The organism is Ruegeria sp. CDSB136, from assembly GCF_059610965.1.
The window spans coordinates 100917-118641 of the sequence record NZ_JBXWOP010000013.1 but is presented as its reverse complement, the minus strand read 5'-3'; the positions used below and the strand labels follow the sequence as shown (position 1 = coordinate 118641).

The 17725-nt window shown below is 60.1% G+C and carries 18 protein-coding genes; 12 read left to right on the top strand and 6 right to left on the bottom strand.

Going from position 1 to position 17725, the window contains the following annotated elements:
- Positions 1-84 precede the first annotated feature (84 nt).
- Together AC2FIR_RS14995 and AC2FIR_RS14990 are read left to right on the top strand one after the other, a co-directional pair.
- Complete coding sequence (locus AC2FIR_RS14995) at positions 85-2292, top strand: response regulator (protein ID WP_496746926.1); 2208 nt, start codon at positions 85-87, stop codon at positions 2290-2292.
- Positions 2293-2301: 9 nt separating this feature from the next.
- Positions 2302-2778 (top strand): VOC family protein, encoded by a 477-nt coding sequence (locus tag AC2FIR_RS14990; RefSeq protein ID WP_496746925.1) that lies wholly within the window; start codon positions 2302-2304, stop codon positions 2776-2778.
- Here AC2FIR_RS14990 and yaaA read toward each other — a convergent pair.
- The 3 genes from yaaA to AC2FIR_RS14975 all read right to left on the bottom strand — a co-directional run bounded on the left by yaaA (position 2769) and on the right by AC2FIR_RS14975 (position 5978).
- Positions 2769-3539 (bottom strand): peroxide stress protein YaaA, encoded by a 771-nt coding sequence (gene yaaA / locus AC2FIR_RS14985; protein ID WP_496746924.1) that lies wholly within the window; start codon positions 3537-3539, stop codon positions 2769-2771. The genes AC2FIR_RS14990 and yaaA overlap by 10 nt on opposite strands.
- A gap of 33 nt (positions 3540-3572) precedes the next feature.
- Complete coding sequence (gene recQ, locus AC2FIR_RS14980; protein ID WP_496746922.1) at positions 3573-5612, bottom strand: DNA helicase RecQ; 2040 nt, start codon at positions 5610-5612, stop codon at positions 3573-3575.
- A 78-nt stretch (positions 5613-5690) separates the two neighbouring features.
- Entirely contained in the window at positions 5691-5978 is a 288-nt protein-coding gene (locus AC2FIR_RS14975; protein WP_170568510.1) for a YggT family protein, read from the bottom strand.
- A 129-nt stretch (positions 5979-6107) separates the two neighbouring features.
- Between AC2FIR_RS14975 and AC2FIR_RS14970 the strand changes: the two genes are divergently transcribed.
- The 10 genes from AC2FIR_RS14970 (at position 6108) to smpB (ending at position 14315) form a co-directional block, all read left to right on the top strand.
- Positions 6108-7475 carry an MFS transporter gene (locus AC2FIR_RS14970; RefSeq protein WP_496746921.1) on the top strand — a complete coding sequence of 456 codons (1368 nt, stop codon included), beginning with the start codon at positions 6108-6110 and terminating at the stop codon, positions 7473-7475.
- Positions 7472-8335: a penicillin-insensitive murein endopeptidase gene (gene mepA, locus AC2FIR_RS14965; RefSeq protein ID WP_170807062.1), complete on the top strand. Its 864-nt coding sequence runs from the start codon at positions 7472-7474 to the stop codon at positions 8333-8335. Before AC2FIR_RS14970 ends, mepA begins: the two co-directional genes overlap by 4 nt.
- Entirely contained in the window at positions 8308-9192 is an 885-nt protein-coding gene (locus AC2FIR_RS14960; protein WP_496762617.1) for an esterase-like activity of phytase family protein, read from the top strand. The genes mepA and AC2FIR_RS14960 overlap by 28 nt, the downstream gene beginning before the upstream one ends.
- A 96-nt stretch (positions 9193-9288) precedes the next feature.
- Positions 9289-9933, top strand: a complete 645-nt coding sequence (locus AC2FIR_RS14955) for a queuosine precursor transporter (RefSeq protein WP_170679990.1) — start codon at positions 9289-9291, stop codon at positions 9931-9933.
- A 263-nt stretch (positions 9934-10196) separates the two neighbouring features.
- A complete protein-coding gene (gene arfB / locus AC2FIR_RS14950) occupies positions 10197-10616 on the top strand; it encodes an alternative ribosome rescue aminoacyl-tRNA hydrolase ArfB (protein ID WP_170612920.1) in 420 nt (139 codons plus the stop codon).
- A 60-nt stretch (positions 10617-10676) separates the two neighbouring features.
- Positions 10677-11423, top strand: coding sequence for a glucose 1-dehydrogenase (locus AC2FIR_RS14945; RefSeq protein ID WP_321249836.1), 747 nt, complete (start codon positions 10677-10679; stop codon positions 11421-11423).
- Positions 11424-11495: 72 nt separating this feature from the next.
- Positions 11496-12512 carry a P1 family peptidase gene (locus AC2FIR_RS14940; RefSeq protein ID WP_496746918.1) on the top strand — a complete coding sequence of 339 codons (1017 nt, stop codon included), beginning with the start codon at positions 11496-11498 and terminating at the stop codon, positions 12510-12512.
- 113 nt (positions 12513-12625) lie between these two features.
- Positions 12626-13039 (top strand): c-type cytochrome, encoded by a 414-nt coding sequence (locus AC2FIR_RS14935; RefSeq protein WP_170612926.1) that lies wholly within the window; start codon positions 12626-12628, stop codon positions 13037-13039.
- A gap of 209 nt (positions 13040-13248) precedes the next feature.
- Entirely contained in the window at positions 13249-13791 is a 543-nt protein-coding gene (gene idi / locus AC2FIR_RS14930) for an isopentenyl-diphosphate Delta-isomerase (RefSeq protein ID WP_170612928.1), read from the top strand.
- A gap of 47 nt (positions 13792-13838) precedes the next feature.
- Positions 13839-14315, top strand: coding sequence for an SsrA-binding protein SmpB (gene smpB / locus AC2FIR_RS14925; RefSeq protein WP_170679982.1), 477 nt, complete (start codon positions 13839-13841; stop codon positions 14313-14315).
- A 13-nt stretch (positions 14316-14328) separates the two neighbouring features.
- On the opposite strand, the gene glpK is transcribed toward smpB, so the two are convergent.
- The 3 genes from glpK to panB all read right to left on the bottom strand — a co-directional run bounded on the left by glpK (position 14329) and on the right by panB (position 17553).
- Positions 14329-15807, bottom strand: a complete 1479-nt coding sequence (glpK, locus tag AC2FIR_RS14920) for a glycerol kinase GlpK (protein ID WP_496746916.1) — start codon at positions 15805-15807, stop codon at positions 14329-14331.
- Positions 15808-15874: 67 nt separating this feature from the next.
- A complete protein-coding gene (panC, locus tag AC2FIR_RS14915) occupies positions 15875-16717 on the bottom strand; it encodes a pantoate--beta-alanine ligase (RefSeq protein WP_496746915.1) in 843 nt (280 codons plus the stop codon).
- Positions 16714-17553 (bottom strand): 3-methyl-2-oxobutanoate hydroxymethyltransferase, encoded by an 840-nt coding sequence (gene panB, locus AC2FIR_RS14910; RefSeq protein ID WP_170612936.1) that lies wholly within the window; start codon positions 17551-17553, stop codon positions 16714-16716. Before panB ends, panC begins: the two co-directional genes overlap by 4 nt.
- Positions 17554-17725: the final 172 nt, after the last annotated feature.

Below are 17725 nucleotides of genomic sequence, written 5' to 3'. Positions count from 1 at the left end.
GTGGCCCGCTTGTTTGGCAACGGCTTAAACACTTCTTCACGGTCTGGCGGGATGGTGCGGGAATGTGTTCCGGGATCATCTGAAATGAGTCTTGCAAACAAACTGGCGCAGGAACGGCGTGCGCGGCTGGCAGCCGAACGGTTGTTGGAGTTGAAACAGGCAGAACTGTCGGCAGCGAACCGCAAACTGGGCCAGCACGCCATCGCCCTGACCAGACGCATCGGCGAAACCCAGGCCGAGGTTGAGACGGTTCGCGGCGAGAACGAACGGGTCAAGTCCGACCTGACCGTCGCCCACGCCAAGATCGAAGTGGCTGAGCGGCGTCTGTGGCATTCGATCCAGACCATTCAGGACGGGTTTGCCTTCTTTGACGCAAACCACAGCCTGATTGGAGCCAATGCCGCGTATCTGAGCGTGTTCGAAGGCTTGGAAGAGATCGCTGCGGGCATATCCTACGCGCGTATCCTCGAGATCCTGACCACCGAGGGGATCGTCGATACCGGACCCGAGTGCGCGGCCGACTGGCAGGCGCGGATGCAGTCGCGGTGGATGCAGGCAAACCCCGAACCTGTGGTCATTCAGCTTTGGAATGGCCAGTATATCAAGCTCATCGATCAACGCGGCAATGGCGGGGACGTGGTCAGCCTGGCGTTGAACATAACCGCCTCGGTCCGGCATGAGGCCGAACTGACGGCGGCTCGGGAACGGGCCGAAGCCGCCAACCGCGCCAAATCCTCGTTTCTGGCCAATATGAGCCACGAGATCAGAACCCCGATGAACGGCATTGTCGGCATGACCGAGTTGCTGGCCGAGACGCAGCTTGGGGAAGAGCAGCGTTTATACGTCAACACCATCCGGAACTCGGGCGAGGCGCTACTGGTCATCATCAATGATGTGCTGGATTATTCAAAGATCGAAGCAGACAGGCTGACCCTGCACCCCGAGCAGTTCGATTTCGAACAGTGCATTCTCGAAGTGGCGATGCTGCTGCAGCCCGGCGTTCGGGAAAAAGGCCTGACCTTACTGGTGGATTATGATCTGTTTCTTCCAACGTTGTTCATGGGCGATCCGGGGCGTATTCGGCAGGTTCTGACCAATCTGGTAGGCAACGCGGTGAAATTCACCGCACAGGGCCACGTCCTGATCCGCGTAACCGGAGTCCCCAATGCCAAGGCGCAGACGTGCGACATCCATGTCGCGATCGAAGATACCGGGATCGGAATTGCCGAAGACAAGATCGGCCACATATTCGGTGAATTCAACCAGGTGGAAGATGAAAGAAACCGGCTGTTCGAGGGGACCGGCCTGGGGCTTGCCATTACCAAGCGACTGATCACCCTGATGGATGGGACCATCTGGGTCGAGAGCGATCCTGGTAAGGGGTCGTGTTTTGGGTTTCGCATCTCTTTGCCGACCATGCCGGGACCACAGCCGGAGCCACCTGATCTGGGGGGACGTTTGCGTCATGTGGTCGTGGTTGAGGATCTGGCTGTAAATCGAGCCATCCTGAGCAAGCAGTTGGGGCGCCTGGGATTCAGGGTCACAGTTTGCGAGACCGGGTCAGAGGCATTGAAAATCGTGGGTGAGACGGTCGACCTGCTATTATGCGACCATGACCTGCCCGATATGGACGGGCTTGAATTGGCGGCAATCCTGAAAGAACGCGGACTGGGTGACACACCCGTCGTCGTCATGTCCGCCAACCCGGCTTTGATCCACGCCAGCGCTTCCCGGCACCTGGTTGAAGGTGTCTTGCAGAAACCGATTCCCCGGGCCGAACTGTATTCCCAGCTGATGGCGCTTGGCAAAGCCAGCAAAACAGTGGAAGCGGTCTCGGTCACCGAGGCAACCAGCCGGCTCAAATTGCCTTCCGGGCAGCGTCTGATGCGGGTTTTGGCGGCCGAGGACAATCGCACCAATCAACTGATCCTGAAAAAGATGGTCAAGGATGCGAATATCGATCTGCGATTTGCAGATAACGGGAGTGATGCGGTGCAGGCCCATCTGGATTTTGACCCGGACCTGATCTTCATGGACATCTCGATGCCGAAAATGGACGGCAAACAGGCTACGGCTGAAATTCGGCGGCGCGAGGTTGGGACAGGGCGCCATGTACCCATCGTCGCCCTGACCGCCCATGCGATGGACGGGGACGACACCGGAATTTTGTCAGCCGGGCTGGATCACTATCTGACGAAACCGCTACACAAGCAGCGCATACTTCAGATGATCCTGGACCACTGTCCCGATGGCGCCTGCCCGGTCATTGCCGAACCCGGACATGTCGAATAGCCTGATCGCATGACCCGCAAGCAAACCTCAGATCACCGCGGATTTCGCCCTCGTGCGTTGGGCGAGATTGCGATCCGCTGCGCCGACATGCCCGCGATGGTTGCGTTCTATGAAAGTGTGATCGGGCTTGAGCGTCTGTCGGGCGATCACAACAGCGCCATTACCTTTTTTCGCATCGCCGAAGGGTTTGGCGGACATACACAGGTGCTGGCGTTGTTTCATCACACGGCGGCTCCGCGGCCCGGGTTGCATCCGAACAGCGCGAACAAGCCCGTGACCGGAGGCAGGTCATCCTTGCATCACATTGCCCTTTCTCTGCCGTTTTCCGAGCAGGAGTCCGTCATGCGCTGGTACACCGAATTAGGACAACCCTACCGCGTCGAAGAATTCGGCTGGATCGGCTGGCGTGGAGTCTTCACAGAGGACCCCGAAGGCAACACCGTTGAACTGGTGGCTTTTGATCCTTCAATGCTGGATCAGGTCTGATAGGGACGCACAAAGACCGGTTTGTCCTGTTCCGATAGGTCGGGACGGTACTGATAGCCCCCGGTATCGAAATCCAGCAGCCCCATGGGATCGGTCAGCCGGTGCTGGATAACATACCGCGCCATGGCACCGCGCGCCTTTTTGGCGAAGAAACTGACGATCTTCGGCGTACCGGCTTTGTCTTCCATGAACACCGGTGTGATGACCCGCAGTTTAAGCGCCTTCGGGTCGACAGCGCCGAAATATTCCTGACTGGCACAGTTGATCAGAATGTCAGACCCAATAGCGCTACCTTGCGCGTTAAGGGCCTTGCTCAACTGGTCGCGCCAGTATTCATAAAGGTTTTTGCCGCGCCGGGTCTTAAGCTTGCTGCCCATTTCCAGCCGATAGGCCTGAATGGCATCCAACGGTCGCAGCACACCGTAAAGGCCGGACAGAATGCGCAGATGATCCTGCGCCCAGACCAATTCCTCGGCGTCCAATGAGGTTGCTTCGAGCCCTTGATAGGTGTCACCCGCAAATGCCAATGCGGCGGGGCGGGTCACTTCTGCGTCCGGCGCATCGGAAAAAACGCGGTACCGGTCGCGGTTCAACCGGGCCAGATCGTCGCTCAGGTCCATCAGTTTCTTCAGATCGCCCAGAGTCAAGTTTCTGGCGGTCTTCGAAAGGCGGATCGCGTCAACCTGAAAGTCCGGTTGCGTGACATCGACATCCCGCTCTGCCCAGTCCAGCCGCTTGGCCGGGGAAATGACTACCAGCATATCCGCCCTCGTTTCTTGCCTGATGCAGGGTATCTAGCCCGCCTGACGCAGCACGTCCAGAAAGGCAGCGCCAAACCTTTCGTGACGGCGGTCTCCCAGAACCTGCTCGATCGCTCTTGGATCGTCCGAGCGGAGTTGCGCCACCTTTGCCAGTTGAGAAGCCGAGCAAGTCAGCGGTTTGTCGATCCCGTCCGGACCGCGTGATAAGCGAGTCTGAATTTCAAGCAGGCGATCGTAGATGTCGCCCTGATCGCGTCCGGCCAGCTTGCGCCGTGCGGGATGCACGGTTTCGACCGCACCGGCGATTACTTCAAGAAAAGTATCGCCGTACCGCTCCAGTTTCTTCGCGCCGACGCCACCGATCCGGGCCATGTCATCCAGCGTGGCGGGGCGCTTTTCGGCCATCTCGATCAGGGTGCGGTCAGGGAAGATGACATAGGCCGGAACCCGGGCTGATTCCGCTAGCGCCCGGCGTTTGGCCTTCAGCGCAGACAGCAGAGGCGCATCTTCTTCCGACACCATCATCTTGACCGCAGGCCGACGAGTCGCCTTGCGTATTGTATCCTTACGCAAGTTGATCTGCGCCTCGCCCTTGAGGATCGGTTTCGCGGCCTCGGTCATGCGCAGCGCGCCGTGGCGTTCAGGATCGGGGCGGACCAGGTCGTGGCCCATCATCTGCCGGAAAATCGCCTGCCATTGCGGGCGCGACCAGTCCTTGCCGATACCCCATGTCGACAGATCATCGTGGCGGCGGGCACGGATCTTGTCGGTCTCGTTGCCCAGCAGAATGTCGATCAGATGACCCGATCCAAACCATTCCTCGGTCCGCAGGATCGCGGACAAGGCCATACGAACAGGTGTGGTGCCGTCGAATACTTCGGGCGGGCTGTCGCACAGATCGCATTTACCGCAGGGTTCAGCCTGTTCGCCAAAATAACCCAGAAGGCTCCGGCGGCGGCATTCCAGCGCTTCGGCCAGCCCCAACAGCGCGTTCAGGCGTGCGTGATCGGCCATGCGCCTTTCAGGCGGGGCCAGCCCTTCGTCGATTTGCGAACGGCGCAGGCGGATGTCGTCGGGGCCGAACAGGGTCAGGGTTTCCGCAGGGCTGCCGTCACGCCCGGCGCGACCGATTTCCTGGTAGTAGGCTTCGATGGATTTGGGCAGGTCCGCGTGGGCGACCCAACGGATATCGGGTTTGTCGATCCCCATGCCGAACGCCACGGTGGCGACCACGATAAGGCCGTCTTCACGGGCAAAGCGGGTTTCGACGATGCGGCGATCTTCGGCCTCCATGCCACCGTGATAGTGGCAGGCAGAATGGCCTTCAGCCCGCAGGGCCTGCGCCAGAACTTCGGTCTTGTTGCGCGTGCCGCAATAGACAATGCCCGATTGCCCTTTTCGGGCGGCGGCGAAGTCGAGCACCTGCTTTCGCGGCCCGTCCTTGGCGGCAAAGGCCAGATGGATGTTCGGCCTGTCGAAGCCACGCAGAAACTTACGCGGAGCGGTGCCGTCAAACAGTTTCTCGACGATCTCGTCCTGCGTTTCCGCATCCGCCGTCGCGGTGAAGGCGGCCAGCGGCACATCCAACGCGCGCCGCAACTCTCCGATCCGCAGATAGTCGGGGCGGAAGTCATGCCCCCACTGACTGACGCAATGTGCTTCGTCCACGGCGATCAGGCTGACATTGATCCGCCGCAGCATCCCCAGCGCAGATCCTGCCGCCAGCCGTTCCGGTGCCATGTAAAGCAGCTTGAGCCGCCCGGCTTCCAGCGCCTCCCACACGGCGTCGGTTTCCTCGGGCGTGTTGCCGGATGTCAGGGCTCCCGCTTCGACTCCAGCCTCTTGCAACCCGCGCACCTGGTCGCGCATCAGGGCGATCAGAGGGGAGATCACCACCGTCACCCCGTCGCGCAGCAGGGCAGGAAGCTGATAACACAGGGATTTACCACCGCCGGTTGGCATGATCGCCAGCACGTTTTCGCCTGCGGTCACAGCATCGACGATCTCTTCCTGCCCGGGGCGGAAGTCGTCGAATCCAAAGACATCTCGCAGCAGGGGTGCGGCGTCGAACATGTGCGGGGGTGCCCTGTTTTAAGGTTTATCTGCTCTTAAGACAGGACAATCACACACTAAGATTCGGTGAACAAGAGGTCAGACGAAATAGACCGCATTGTTGATCAGGATGATCCGCAGCGCATAGACCGCGACCAGCACCACCAATGGTGTCAGGTCCAGTCCGCCCATGTTGGGCAGAACGCGCCGGATCGGGCCATAGATCGGTTCCAACAGTCGGTTCAGGCCATACCAGATCTGCGCCACTAGCTGTTGATGCAGGTTGAGCACCTGAAAGTTGATCAGCCAGCTCATGATCACATGGGCCAGGATGATGAACCAGACAATGTCTAGGATCAGCAGAAGGATTTGGATCAGCGACAGCATGGGCACTCCGTTTGCGCGTTTGCTGAGACCTAAGCGCCCCGGCCGCAAAGAGCAAGTGCAGGCCAACAGAACGCTTGCGAAATGCCGCAAAGCCCCGTCTTATGAAGCAAAACGCACAAAGAGGCAGTGATGGCAGAGATTTCCAAGCGCAAGCGCATCTGGGGATGGTGGTTTTTCGACTGGGCCAGTCAGCCATATCACACGCTGCTGGTGACATTTGTGTTCGGCCCCTATTTTGCAGGGGTCGCAGCCGGATACTATGCCAATACCGGACTGGAAACAGAAGCCGCCGCCGCGCAGGCGCAGACAGTCTGGGCGAACTGCCTGACCATCACCGGGCTGATCATCGCGTTTGGCGCGCCTTTGTTGGGGGCCATGGCAGATGTGTCCGGCCGCCGCATCCCGTGGATTTTCGCGTTTTCGGTGATGTATGCGGTGGGGTCCTCCGCGCTATGGTACACGCTGCCAGATGGTTCGAACATGTGGCTGATGCTGTCGGCCTTCGGATTGGGGTTTGTGGGTGCGGAATATGCGCTGATCTTCATCAACTCGCAGCTTCCCGATCTGGGCGATGACAATGAAGTCGGAGAGATTTCAGGCTCGGGCTTTGCGTTTGGGTATTTTGGCGGGCTGATCTCGCTGGCGATCATGCTGACGCTGTTTGTTGAACAGCCCAACGGCAAGACGCTGATCGGGATGGAGCCGTTGTTCGGGCTGGACGCCGCCGCGCGTGAGGGCACGCGCTTTGTCGGGCCTTTCACCGCCGGGTGGTTCGTTCTGTTCATGGTGCCCTATTTCCTGTGGGTGCGCGACGATGCGCAGACGAACAAGAAGGGCAGTGTCGGCGAGGCTTTGCGCCTGCTCGGGAAGTCGATTGCTGCCCTGCGGCACCGGGGCAGTCTTGCGGCCTATCTGGGTTCGTCCATGTTTTACCGCGACGCGCTGAACGGGCTTTACAGTTTTGGCGGCGTTTACGCGCGCCTGGTGCTGGAATGGGATCTGATCAAGATCGGTGTGTTTGGAATCGTCAGCGTTCTTGCCTCGGCCATCTTTGCCTGGATTGGCGGCAAGATGGACCGGAAATACGGCCCTAAACCGGTTATTTTGGTCGCTATCTGGGTTCTGATCTTTGTCTGCGTCACTGTCGTTCTGATGGACCGGACGCAGATTTACGGCATCGCGTTGCCCGAGGGATCAAACCTGCCGGATCTGGTCTTCTTTGGTTGCGGCGTCCTGATCGGTGGCATGGGCGGTATCCTGCAATCGGCCAGCCGATCCATGATGGTGCGCCACACCGATCCCGAGGCGCCGGTCGAGAGTTTCGGGCTTTACGGGCTGTCCGGTCGCGCCACCGCTTTTGCCGCGCCCCTGCTGATCGGGATCGCCACCACCGCGACGGGCAGCGCAAGACTGGGGGTGTCACCCATCGTTCTGTTGTTTATTCTGGGCCTGTTCCTAATGCGCTGGGTTAAACCGGAAGGGGATCAGAGCAGATGATTTTATTACGTTTTTTGGCAATTCTTGCGACTTTGACGCTGGCAGGCGCGGCGGGGGCGCAACCCCTGGCCAAGCAGTTGTTCGGGGCGCAGAGAGTCAGTTCACAACAAAAACCCGCCGCCTTCGGCAGTTATTCGCGCGGATGTGCGGCCGGGTCGGTGCAATTGCCCGAAACCGGGCCGACATGGCAGGCCATGCGTCTGTCGCGAAATCGAAATTGGGGGCATCCCGAAGCGATCGATTACGTGCAGGACCTCAGCCGTTTTGCGGCGAAGCAACCAGGTTGGAATGGTCTCTATGTCGGGGATATCAGCCAGCCGCGTGGCGGTCCGATGACATCCGGCCACCGCAGCCATCAGCTTGGTCTGGACATCGATATATGGATGCTGCCGGGCAACGACATGAGGCTGTCCCGCAAGGCACGCGAGAATATCTCGTCGATTTCCCTGCGCCGCTCGAACGGGGCATATGTGAACGGCAACTGGACAAAACAGCACCATGCTGTTCTGCGAGAGGCCGCCAAGGACAAGCGCGTGGCCCGGATATTCGTCTTCCCGGGCGCCAAAGTTCAGATGTGCAACGACGAAAAGGGCAACCGCGCCTATCTGCGCAAGATCAGGCCATGGTGGGGGCATCACTATCACTTCCATGTCCGGCTGAAATGCCCCAGAGGATCGCGTGGCTGCGTCAATCAGGATACGCCGCCCAAAGGTGATGGCTGTGCCGAAGCGCAGCAATGGGTGCAGAATATCCTCAACCCACCGCCGCCTGATCCAAACGCACCGGCCCCCAAGAAACGCCGCGAATACCGATTGGCCGATCTGCCCCAGCAATGCACCGCCGTCTTGCAGTCCAACTGATTGCGACACTGGTGCTGGCGGGGCCTCTTCGGGCAGCCGAGGGTCCTGCCGCCACCCATCTGGGCAGTTTTACGTGGACCCACGGATCGGGCTGGTTTGGCGGTTTTTCGGCGATCCGTCTGTCCGAAAACGGTCGAAAGCTGATCGCGCTCAGCGACCGGGCTGTCCTTGTGTCCGCGCGGATTGACCGGGACGGGGACCGTATCAGCGAGGTCAAAGTATTGGGGCATTGGCCTGTCCTGTCCAGCACAGGGCGCGCCTTGCCCGGTTACACAGGTGATTCAGAAGGACTCGCCGTCGCGCCTGACGAAAGCTTCTATATCTCTTTCGAAGGTGTTCACCGCGTTGCCCGCTATTCGGGCCCGGGCGGTGCCGCGCGCGTTCTGCCGCGCCCCAAGGCGTTCGACGGTCTGGAGGGCAACGGATCGTTCGAGGGATTGGCGATCGACACTCAGGGGCGGCTGTATACCCTGCCGGAAAGGAACCGCACCGCCGAAGGCAATATCCCGGTCTATCGCTGGAACGGTCAGGCGTGGTCCACGCCGTTTGTCCTGCCGCAGCGGGGCCGGTTCCTGCCGGTGTCCGCAGATTTCGGCCCGGATGGCCGATTGTATGTTCTCGAACGTGCCGTATCGCTTACCGGCTTCCGCTCGCGCCTGCGCCGTTGGCAGATCAATGCAGACACACCCATGTCCGAAGAGACCCTGTTTGAAACCGGTACCGGAACGCATGATAACCTCGAAGGGTTGTCGGTCTGGCGCGACGGTCAGGGGCGTCTGCGGGCGACGATGATCTCGGACGACAATTTTCTGGTCCTGCAGCGTACCGAACTGGTGGAATACCTGCTGCCCGAATGACTTGCCAAACACGATTCGACTCGCTAGAAGCGCGGCTTGCCTTGGGATGAACCCTTGGCCAAGTCGCCGCTACCTTGTCAAAACGGGCATCTGAAAATGCAACGCAGCTTTATTCCCGGCATTATTGCCATGGCCACTATCGTTGTGGCCTCGAACATCCTGGTCCAGTTCCTGATCCTTGACGGCCTGCTGACCTGGGGTGCCTTCACATATCCGCTGGCCTTTCTGGTCACTGACATCATGAACCGCGTCTATGGCGTGGGTCCGGCCCGCAAGGTCGTGTTTGCCGGGTTTGTCACCGGTATCATCTGCTCGCTCATCGGCAGCCAGATCATGCTGCAGGGCGATGGCTTCACCTATGCCGCAGTGCCGCTGCGGATTGCCGTCGCGTCCGGAACCGCCTTCCTGATCGCGCAGCTGACGGACGTTACTGTGTTCAACGCGATGCGCGGCGGCCGCTGGTGGCGCGCGCCGCTGGTCTCGACTTTGGTCGGCTCGGCGCTGGACACCGCGTTGTTCTTCACCATCGCATTCTCGGCGTCGGTCACGTTCTTCGGCGCCAATGCCGATGCGGCCATCAGCTGGGCATGGGAACCTGTTCCCTTCATGCTGTCCGGTCCAATGGCACCTTTGTGGGTAACGCTGGCCTTTGCCGACTGGCTGGTGAAACTGTCGCTGGCGATGATCGCACTGATCCCGTTCAAAGTGATCGTTGCGCGACTGACCGCTCAGCCTGTGTAAAAAAGTGCTTTGAGATTGGCACAACTTGTGTCACGCTTCTTTTCAACCGCAACAGATAGAAAAGGAGGTGATCCAGTGTCGAGAAAGAGATTGGAGAGAGGTGTCGGAACAACCGGGGGGATCGCCTGTTAAGGCAGCCCTTGGCGGAGCGCTCGCTCCGGCTGGTCGATTGATCTAACCGACCCGACCTCCTGAACTTTCGAAGGGCCGTCCCGCCGGGGCGGCCCTTTTTGTTTCTGCGCGCCACCTGTAAGGTCGCGCGCATGTTGCGCGTTACGGACGATATCATCCTGCAGGACTGGGAAATGACCGAGAGCTTTGTGCGCTCGTCCGGTCCAGGCGGGCAAAACGTCAACAAGGTTTCCACCGCTGTCGAGCTGCGGTTTGAGGCGGCGCGCTCCCCGTCTCTGCCGGATCCGGTCAAAGCCCGGCTGAAACGGCTGGCCGGGCGACGCTGGACCAAAGAGGGCGCGATCATCATCCAGTGCGAAGAGACCCGCTCGCAGGCGCGCAACCGTGAAATCGCGCGCGCCAGACTGGCCGAGCTGATCACCCGCGCATTGGTCAAGCCCAAGCGGCGTATTGCAACCAAGCCCACCTACGGTTCGGTCAAGCGTCGGCTTGCGGCAAAAAAGGCGCGTGGCGACGTCAAAGCGCTGCGGGGCAAGGTGTCCGAAGATTAATCTGGTATCTTGCCGGGGCGTTGATAGTCTGACCCGGAGCATCGGCAGAGGGGTAACGCGATGAGGCTTAAGGATAAAACCGCAATCGTGACTGGCGGCGCCTCGGGGTTTGGGGCCGGGATTGCCCAGAAGTTTCTTGACGAGGGCGCGCGCGTGATGATCGCCGATATCAACAAGGATGCGGCAAAGCAAATGGCCGCGACCCTTGGCGCGGCAGCCGTCGCCCAGCACGTTGATGTCGCCGACGCGATTTCCGTTCAAACAATGGCAGACGCCGCCATCGCCCAGTTTGGGCAGGTTGATATTCTGGTGAACAACGCAGGCGTGACGCATCTGCCGACACCGCTGGAGGAAGTGAGCGAGGAGGATTTCGACCGCGTCTTCAGCGTTAACATGAAATCCGTCTTTCACACTGCGCGGGCATTTGTACCAGCAATGAAGTCGCGGGGCTCGGGCGCGATCCTGAACGTTGCTTCCACGGCAGGTCTGTCGCCGCGCCCGAACCTCAACTGGTACAACGCCTCAAAGGGTTGGATGATCACCGCGACCAAGACGATGGCCGTCGAACTGGCGCCCTTTGGCGTTCGCGTGAATGCGATCTGCCCGGTGGCCGGAGAAACCCCCTTGCTGAAATCCTTCATGGGCGAAGACACACCCGAGATTCGCGCCAAGTTCCTGTCGACCATTCCACTGGGCCGGTTTTCCACGCCTCAGGACATGGCAAACGCCGCCTGTTTCCTGTGCTCGGACGAGGCCAGCATGATCACCGGAACCGCGCTGGAGGTTGACGGTGGCCGCTGTATCTGACCTGCGCCCTCTTTTGTTGAAAAGCACCCCCACCGGGGGCAGCGCTTTGCTGAGACAAGGGAAACCCTCTCGATGAAACCCGGATCTAAGAACCTGATCACCGATATCCCCGGGCTTTTGGTCGGAAATGCTCAGGATGACCGGTTGAAATCCGGCACTACCGTTCTGACGGCCAACCAGCCTTTCACCGCGTCCGTGCACGTGATGGGCGGCGCGCCGGGTACGCGCGAAACCGATCTTTTGGCCCCCGACAAAACGGTGACAAAGATAGATGCCATCACGCTGTCCGGCGGATCGGCTTTTGGACTGGATGCCAGTTCAGGCGTGTCGGATGCGCTTCGGTCGCAAGGCCGGGGGTATCCGGTCGGCCATACCGTGGTCCCGATCGTGCCCGGGGCCATCCTGTTCGATCTGCTCAACGGCGGTGACAAAAGCTGGACCGAGAACCCGTACCGTGCCTTGGGGCGCGCCGCTTTTGACGCGGCCTCAAAGGACTTTGCGCTGGGCACGGCCGGTGCAGGGACCGGAGCCCTGGCCGCTATGCACAAAGGCGGGCTTGGGTCTGCATCGCTTGTTCTGGACACGGGCGTCACCGTCGGGGCTCTGGTCGCAGCCAACCCGCTGGGCAGTGTCACCACGCCCGGCGACCGTCATTTCTGGGCCGCGCCTTATGAAATTGGCGACGAATTCGGCTGTTTAGGGCCTGATTCCAGCGCAGGCCTGGGGCTGCCTCAGGTCAGCCGCAAGGCGCAGGCCATGCGCCCGGCCGAGCCGGACAAGACCAACACAACCATCGCTGTCGTGGCGACGGACGCCGCTTTGACCAAACCGCAATGCCAAAGGCTGGCCGTGGCCGCGCATGATGGCATTGCACGCGCCATCCTGCCCGCCCATACGCCGGGCGACGGTGATCTGGTCTTTGGTGTCAGTACCGGGTCAATGCCTTTGGAGAACGAGGCAGTGCTGGGAATGATCGGGCACGCCGCCTCACTATGTCTGGCGCGCGCCATCGCGCGGGCGATTTATCTGGCAACACCAGCGGCTGGCGATCTTTTGCCCTGTTGGTCCGGGTCACATGACATAAGTTAAGGACGGCCACTATGCCGCAGTGGCACAGTGGCCGCGCGCGGCAATCTGCGCGTTGACTCTTTTTTGCGCCGACGATCCATTCGGTGCAGCCAATTCGTATCGGAGCAAAAGCTATGAATCGCATCCTTGCAACCGCAATCGTCGGCCTGATGGCCCTACCCGCATATGCAGAAGGCGACGCCGAGGCCGGCAAAAAGACCTTTAACAAATGCAAATCCTGCCACCAGATCGCCGATCCTGCTGGCGAAGTGATCGTCAAGGGCGGCAAGACCGGCCCGAACCTGTATGGAATCGCGGGTCGGACCGCAGGCACCGTCGAAGGGTTCAAATACGGCGACAGCATCGTGGCTGCAGGTGAAAACGGGCTGGTTTGGGATGAAGCGACCTTTGTCGAGTATTCGCAAGATCCCAAGACCTTTCTGAAATCCTATCTGGATGACACAGCTGCCAAGTCCAAGATGACCTTCAAGCTGAAAAGCGGCGGCGAAGACGTCTACGCCTATATCGTCAGCGTTTCGGGCGAATAATCTCCAGCCATCAGACGACCTGTGTGAGTACAAAAGGCCGCAGCCCCTGCGGCCTTTCGTGCGGTTGATAACCGGTAATATCAGCGCCACGTTGGGAATGCGCGGCCAGTCACGCTCTGAACATGTGATGCCGCGACGCCAAGCCGATCCGGCCAAAGGTAATCCGCAACGTCCCGTCACACAGGCGGATTGGCAGCAGGAGACAACAAATGGGTATCATGATCCCGGCATGGGTCGATGGCGAACTGACCCCCGTCGACAAGCTTGAGGCGCATGAAAAGGGCCTGCGACACAAGGCGGTGTCGGTCTTTGTCGTGCGCGGGACAGAGATTCTGCTGCAGCGCAGGGCGTTGGGAAAGTACCACACGCCGGGCCTGTGGGCGAACACCTGTTGCACACATCCTGACTGGGGTGAAACCGCATCCAAATGCGCTGTGCGCCGTCTGCGCGAGGAACTTGGGATTACAGGGCTATACCCGGAATACCGTCATCGGCTGGAATACCACGCCGATGTCGGCAACAACATGATCGAACATGAAGTCGTCGACGTGTTTCTGGCCAGGGCTCGTGGTTCTCTGAAAATCGAGCCTAATCCGGAAGAAGTCATGGAGATTCGCTGGATCGACTATCACGATCTTCTGGCCGAAGTGCAGCGCCACCCATCCCGGTTTACGCCGTGGCTGAAGATCTATCTGCACAACCACTCTGACACGATTTTTGGCCCCGATCTGATCATCTCGGCGCCATCCTGACGTCTACGGCTTGCAAGGTCCGCCCAAGCCGCCTAAATCAACGCGTCATGGCCAAACAGAAGACAGACCCGAACTACAAAGTCATCGCCGAAAACCGGCGTGCCCGCTTCGATTACGCGATCGAGGACGATCTCGAGTGCGGCATTGTGCTGGAGGGGTCCGAGGTCAAGTCCCTGCGCGCTGGCGGATCGAACATCGCCGAAAGCTATGCTTCGGTCGATGACGGAGAATTGTGGCTGATCAACAGTTACATCGCGCCCTACGAACAGGCCAAGGTCTTCAAGCACGAGGAACGCCGCCGCCGTAAGCTGCTGGTTTCGCGCAAGGAATTGTCGAACCTGTGGAACGCGACCCAGCGCAAGGGCATGACACTGGTGCCGCTGGTTCTGTATTTCAACCACAAGGGCCGCGCGAAGCTGAAGATCGGCATCGCCAAGGGCAAGAAGCTGCACGACAAGCGCGAAACCCAGGCCAAGCGCGATTGGTCACGGCAGAAGCAGCGGTTGATGAAGGATCACAGCTGATCCTTCACTGGTTTCAGAACGCCATTGCGGCGGAAACGGCACGTTTCCAACGGTCATAGGCCGCATCGCGGTCTTCGGCGGACATTTCCGGTTCAAACCGGCGATCCAGCGCCCAGGTTTCCGAGAATCCCTGCTGCTCCGGGTAGATGCCGGCGCGCATCCCGGCCAGCCAGGCAGCACCCAGGGCGGTGGTTTCCTGCATCACAGGGCGGTCAACCTCGGCGCCGAGATAATCCGACAGGCCCTGCATCGCCCAATCCGATGCACTCGCCCCGCCATCGACGCGCAGGGTGACATCGGTATCCGCGCCCCAATCACCCTGCATGGCATGCCACAGGTCGCGCGTCTGGTAGGCGATGCTTTCCAGCGTAGCCTTGGCAAACTCGGCGCGGCCTGAATTGCGGGTCAGGCCAAACACCGCGCCGCGGCAATCCGGCTTCCAATAGGGCGCCCCAAGGCCGGTGAAGGCCGGAACCAGCACAACATGCTGGTTGGGATCGGCCTGCTGCGCCAGTTCTCCGCTTTCCGGCGCCGAGTCGATAATCTTGAGCGCGTCGCGCAGCCATTGAACCGCCGCCCCGGCGACAAAGATCGACCCTTCCAGCGCGTAAGTCCGCTGACCGTCCAGCTGATAAGCGATGGTGGTCAACAGGCGATTGTTGGATTTGACCGGCGTTGGTCCGGTGTTCAGCAGCGCAAAGCAACCCGTGCCATAGGTTGACTTCATCATCCCGGGCTGGAAACAGGCTTGTCCGATGGTGGCGGCCTGCTGGTCCCCGGCCACGCCCAGGATCGGAATATTGCCCCCAAATAGATACGTATTTCCGAAGTCCGACGCACAGTCATGTACCTTCGGCAGCATATTCATCGGCACATCCAGCAGATCGCAGATTTCGGCGCTCCACTCACCCTTGTGAATGTCGAACAGCAGAGTGCGTGCGGCGTTGGTTGCGTCGGTGGCGTGGCTGCGCCCTTCCGTCAGGCGCCAGATCAGGAAGCAGTCGATGGTGCCGAACATCAACTCTCCGGCTTCGGCCCGTTCCCGCGCGCCGGGTACGGTGTCCAGCAGCCATTTTACCTTGGTGCCCGAAAAATAGGGATCAAGCAGCAGACCGGTCTGGGCGGTGACGTCATCTTCACAACCGGCCTGCTTGTAGCGGGCACAGATCTCGGCGGTCCGGCGGTCCTGCCAGACGATGGCGTTGTGGATCGGTTTGCCGGTGGCGCGGTCCCAGACGACGGTGGTTTCGCGCTGATTGGTGATACCGATGCCAGCGATCTGATCTGCGGTTACGCCGGTGTTGTCCATCACCTCGCGGCAGACACGCAGGACGCTTTCCCAAATTTCCTCGGCATCATGCTCGACCCAGCCCTCCTGCGGGAAGTGCTGAGTAAATTCGTGCTGCGCGGTGCCGACGCGCTGCATATCCGTGTCGAACAAAATGGCCCGCGATGATGTGGTGCCCTGATCAATGGCAAGAATATAGGTCACGCCTGCGCCCTCTCCCGTTTGGTTTTGCAGGACTTTAGCGCAAACAATGACAATCGTGCCAGAGCGTTCAGACAGGAATGTTGTCGATCAGCCGAACACCTTCAAGCCAGGCCGCCGCCAGCAGACGAGCGGGCCGCTCAGCATGGCTCAAGGGTTCCAGTGTCTCGGCGCAGTGCAGTTTCAAATATTCCACCTGCGCAAAGCCAGCAGCCAGCAGGGCAGTGTGCGCCTTCGAAGCCAGCGGATCGAAAGCTACCCCGCCATCCAGCGCGTCCGCCAGTTCCTGCATGACCCTGCTCATCTTCGCTGCAGTCTTCAGCCCTTCGGGTGACAGGCGCAGATTGCGCGAGGACATGGCAAGACCCGAGGGTTCGCGCACCGTGGGGCAGCCGATCACCTCGATGGGGATATCCAGATCCCGCGCCATCCGACGAACGACCAACAGTTGCTGATAGTCTTTTTCCCCGAAATAGGCTCGAACTGACTGTGTTTGAAGGAACAGTTTTGCGACCACCGTGGCGACTCCGTCAAAGTGACCGGGGCGGAATTCGCCCTCAAGCACATTGGTCAGACCCATGACAGATACATTGGTGGCGAAGCCCTGCGGGTAGATTTCCTCGGGCTCGGGCACATAGATCGCGTCGACACGCAATGGGGCCAGTTTCTGCGCGTCCTCGATTTCGGTGCGCGGATAATTGGCCAGATCCTCGGGGTTGTTGAACTGTTTGGGGTTCACAAAGATCGTGACGATCACCCTGTCGGTGCCCGCCTTCGCGGCCTCGACCAGCGACAGATGCCCCAGGTGCAACGCACCCATTGTGGGAACAACCCCGATCACCTCGCCCTTGCGACGCCAATCGGTGGTCAGCGCGCGCAAATCCGCCAGACGGCGAAGGATTGGAGCGGTCATTTCCCGGGTCCCTTGGACGGCGCCCGGTCGGCAAAGACATGTTCGTCCGCCGGAAAAGTCCGCGCCCGCACTTCGGCGGCGTATTCGGTAATGGCAGCCTCGGCCAGAGGGCCAAGCTCGGCATACCGTTTGACGAATTTCGGTTTGAAAGCGGTGAAAAATCCCACCATGTCGTCTACCACCAGGATCTGCCCATCGCACCCGGCGGACGCACCGATACCAATCGTCGGTATCGCAATCTCAGCCGTAATGCGGTCGGCCAACCCTTGCGGAACTTTCTCTAACACGACGGAAAATGCGCCGGCTTCGGCGACGGCATGGGCGTCGGCCAGCACGGCGTGGGCCTGACCATCTCGGCCCTGTACCTTGTAGCCGCCCAGCGTGTTGATCGATTGCGGCGTCAGGCCGATATGAGCCATCACCGGGATGCCACGCCTGACCAGAAAGCGGATCGTCTCGGCCATCTCAACGCCGCCTTCCAGCTTGACGGCTCCCGCGCCGGTCTCTGCCATCAGGCGGGCCGCGTTCTTGAACGCCTGTGCCGGGTCGTGTTCGTAGCTGGCAAAGGGCATGTCGATGACCATCAAGGCCGTCTCCAACCCGCGCGCGACGGCCTGTCCATGCAGGATCATCATCTCCATCGTCACCCCAAGGGTCGATTCCAGCCCGTGCAGCACCATGCCGACGCTGTCGCCCACCAGAACAAAATCGCAATGGGCATCCATCAGCCGCGCCATCGGAGTGGTATAGGCGGTCAGGCTGACCAATGGATCACCGCCTTTTCGGGCGCGAATATCCTCGGCATTTGGGGCTTTTTTGCGGGCTGTGGCGCTCATGCTCGTTCCTGCAGGGTCAATGTTGCGGTGCAGCATAGCAGATCGCGCGCTGGCGAAGAAACCCCGGTTGCGCGAACATTTCCTTGAATGACCCGAGGTTTAGAGTGACATTGTTATCAATAAAGCCGGTGACAGCATGAGCCGGTCTGTTTTCAGTGGGGAGTTAATTTCG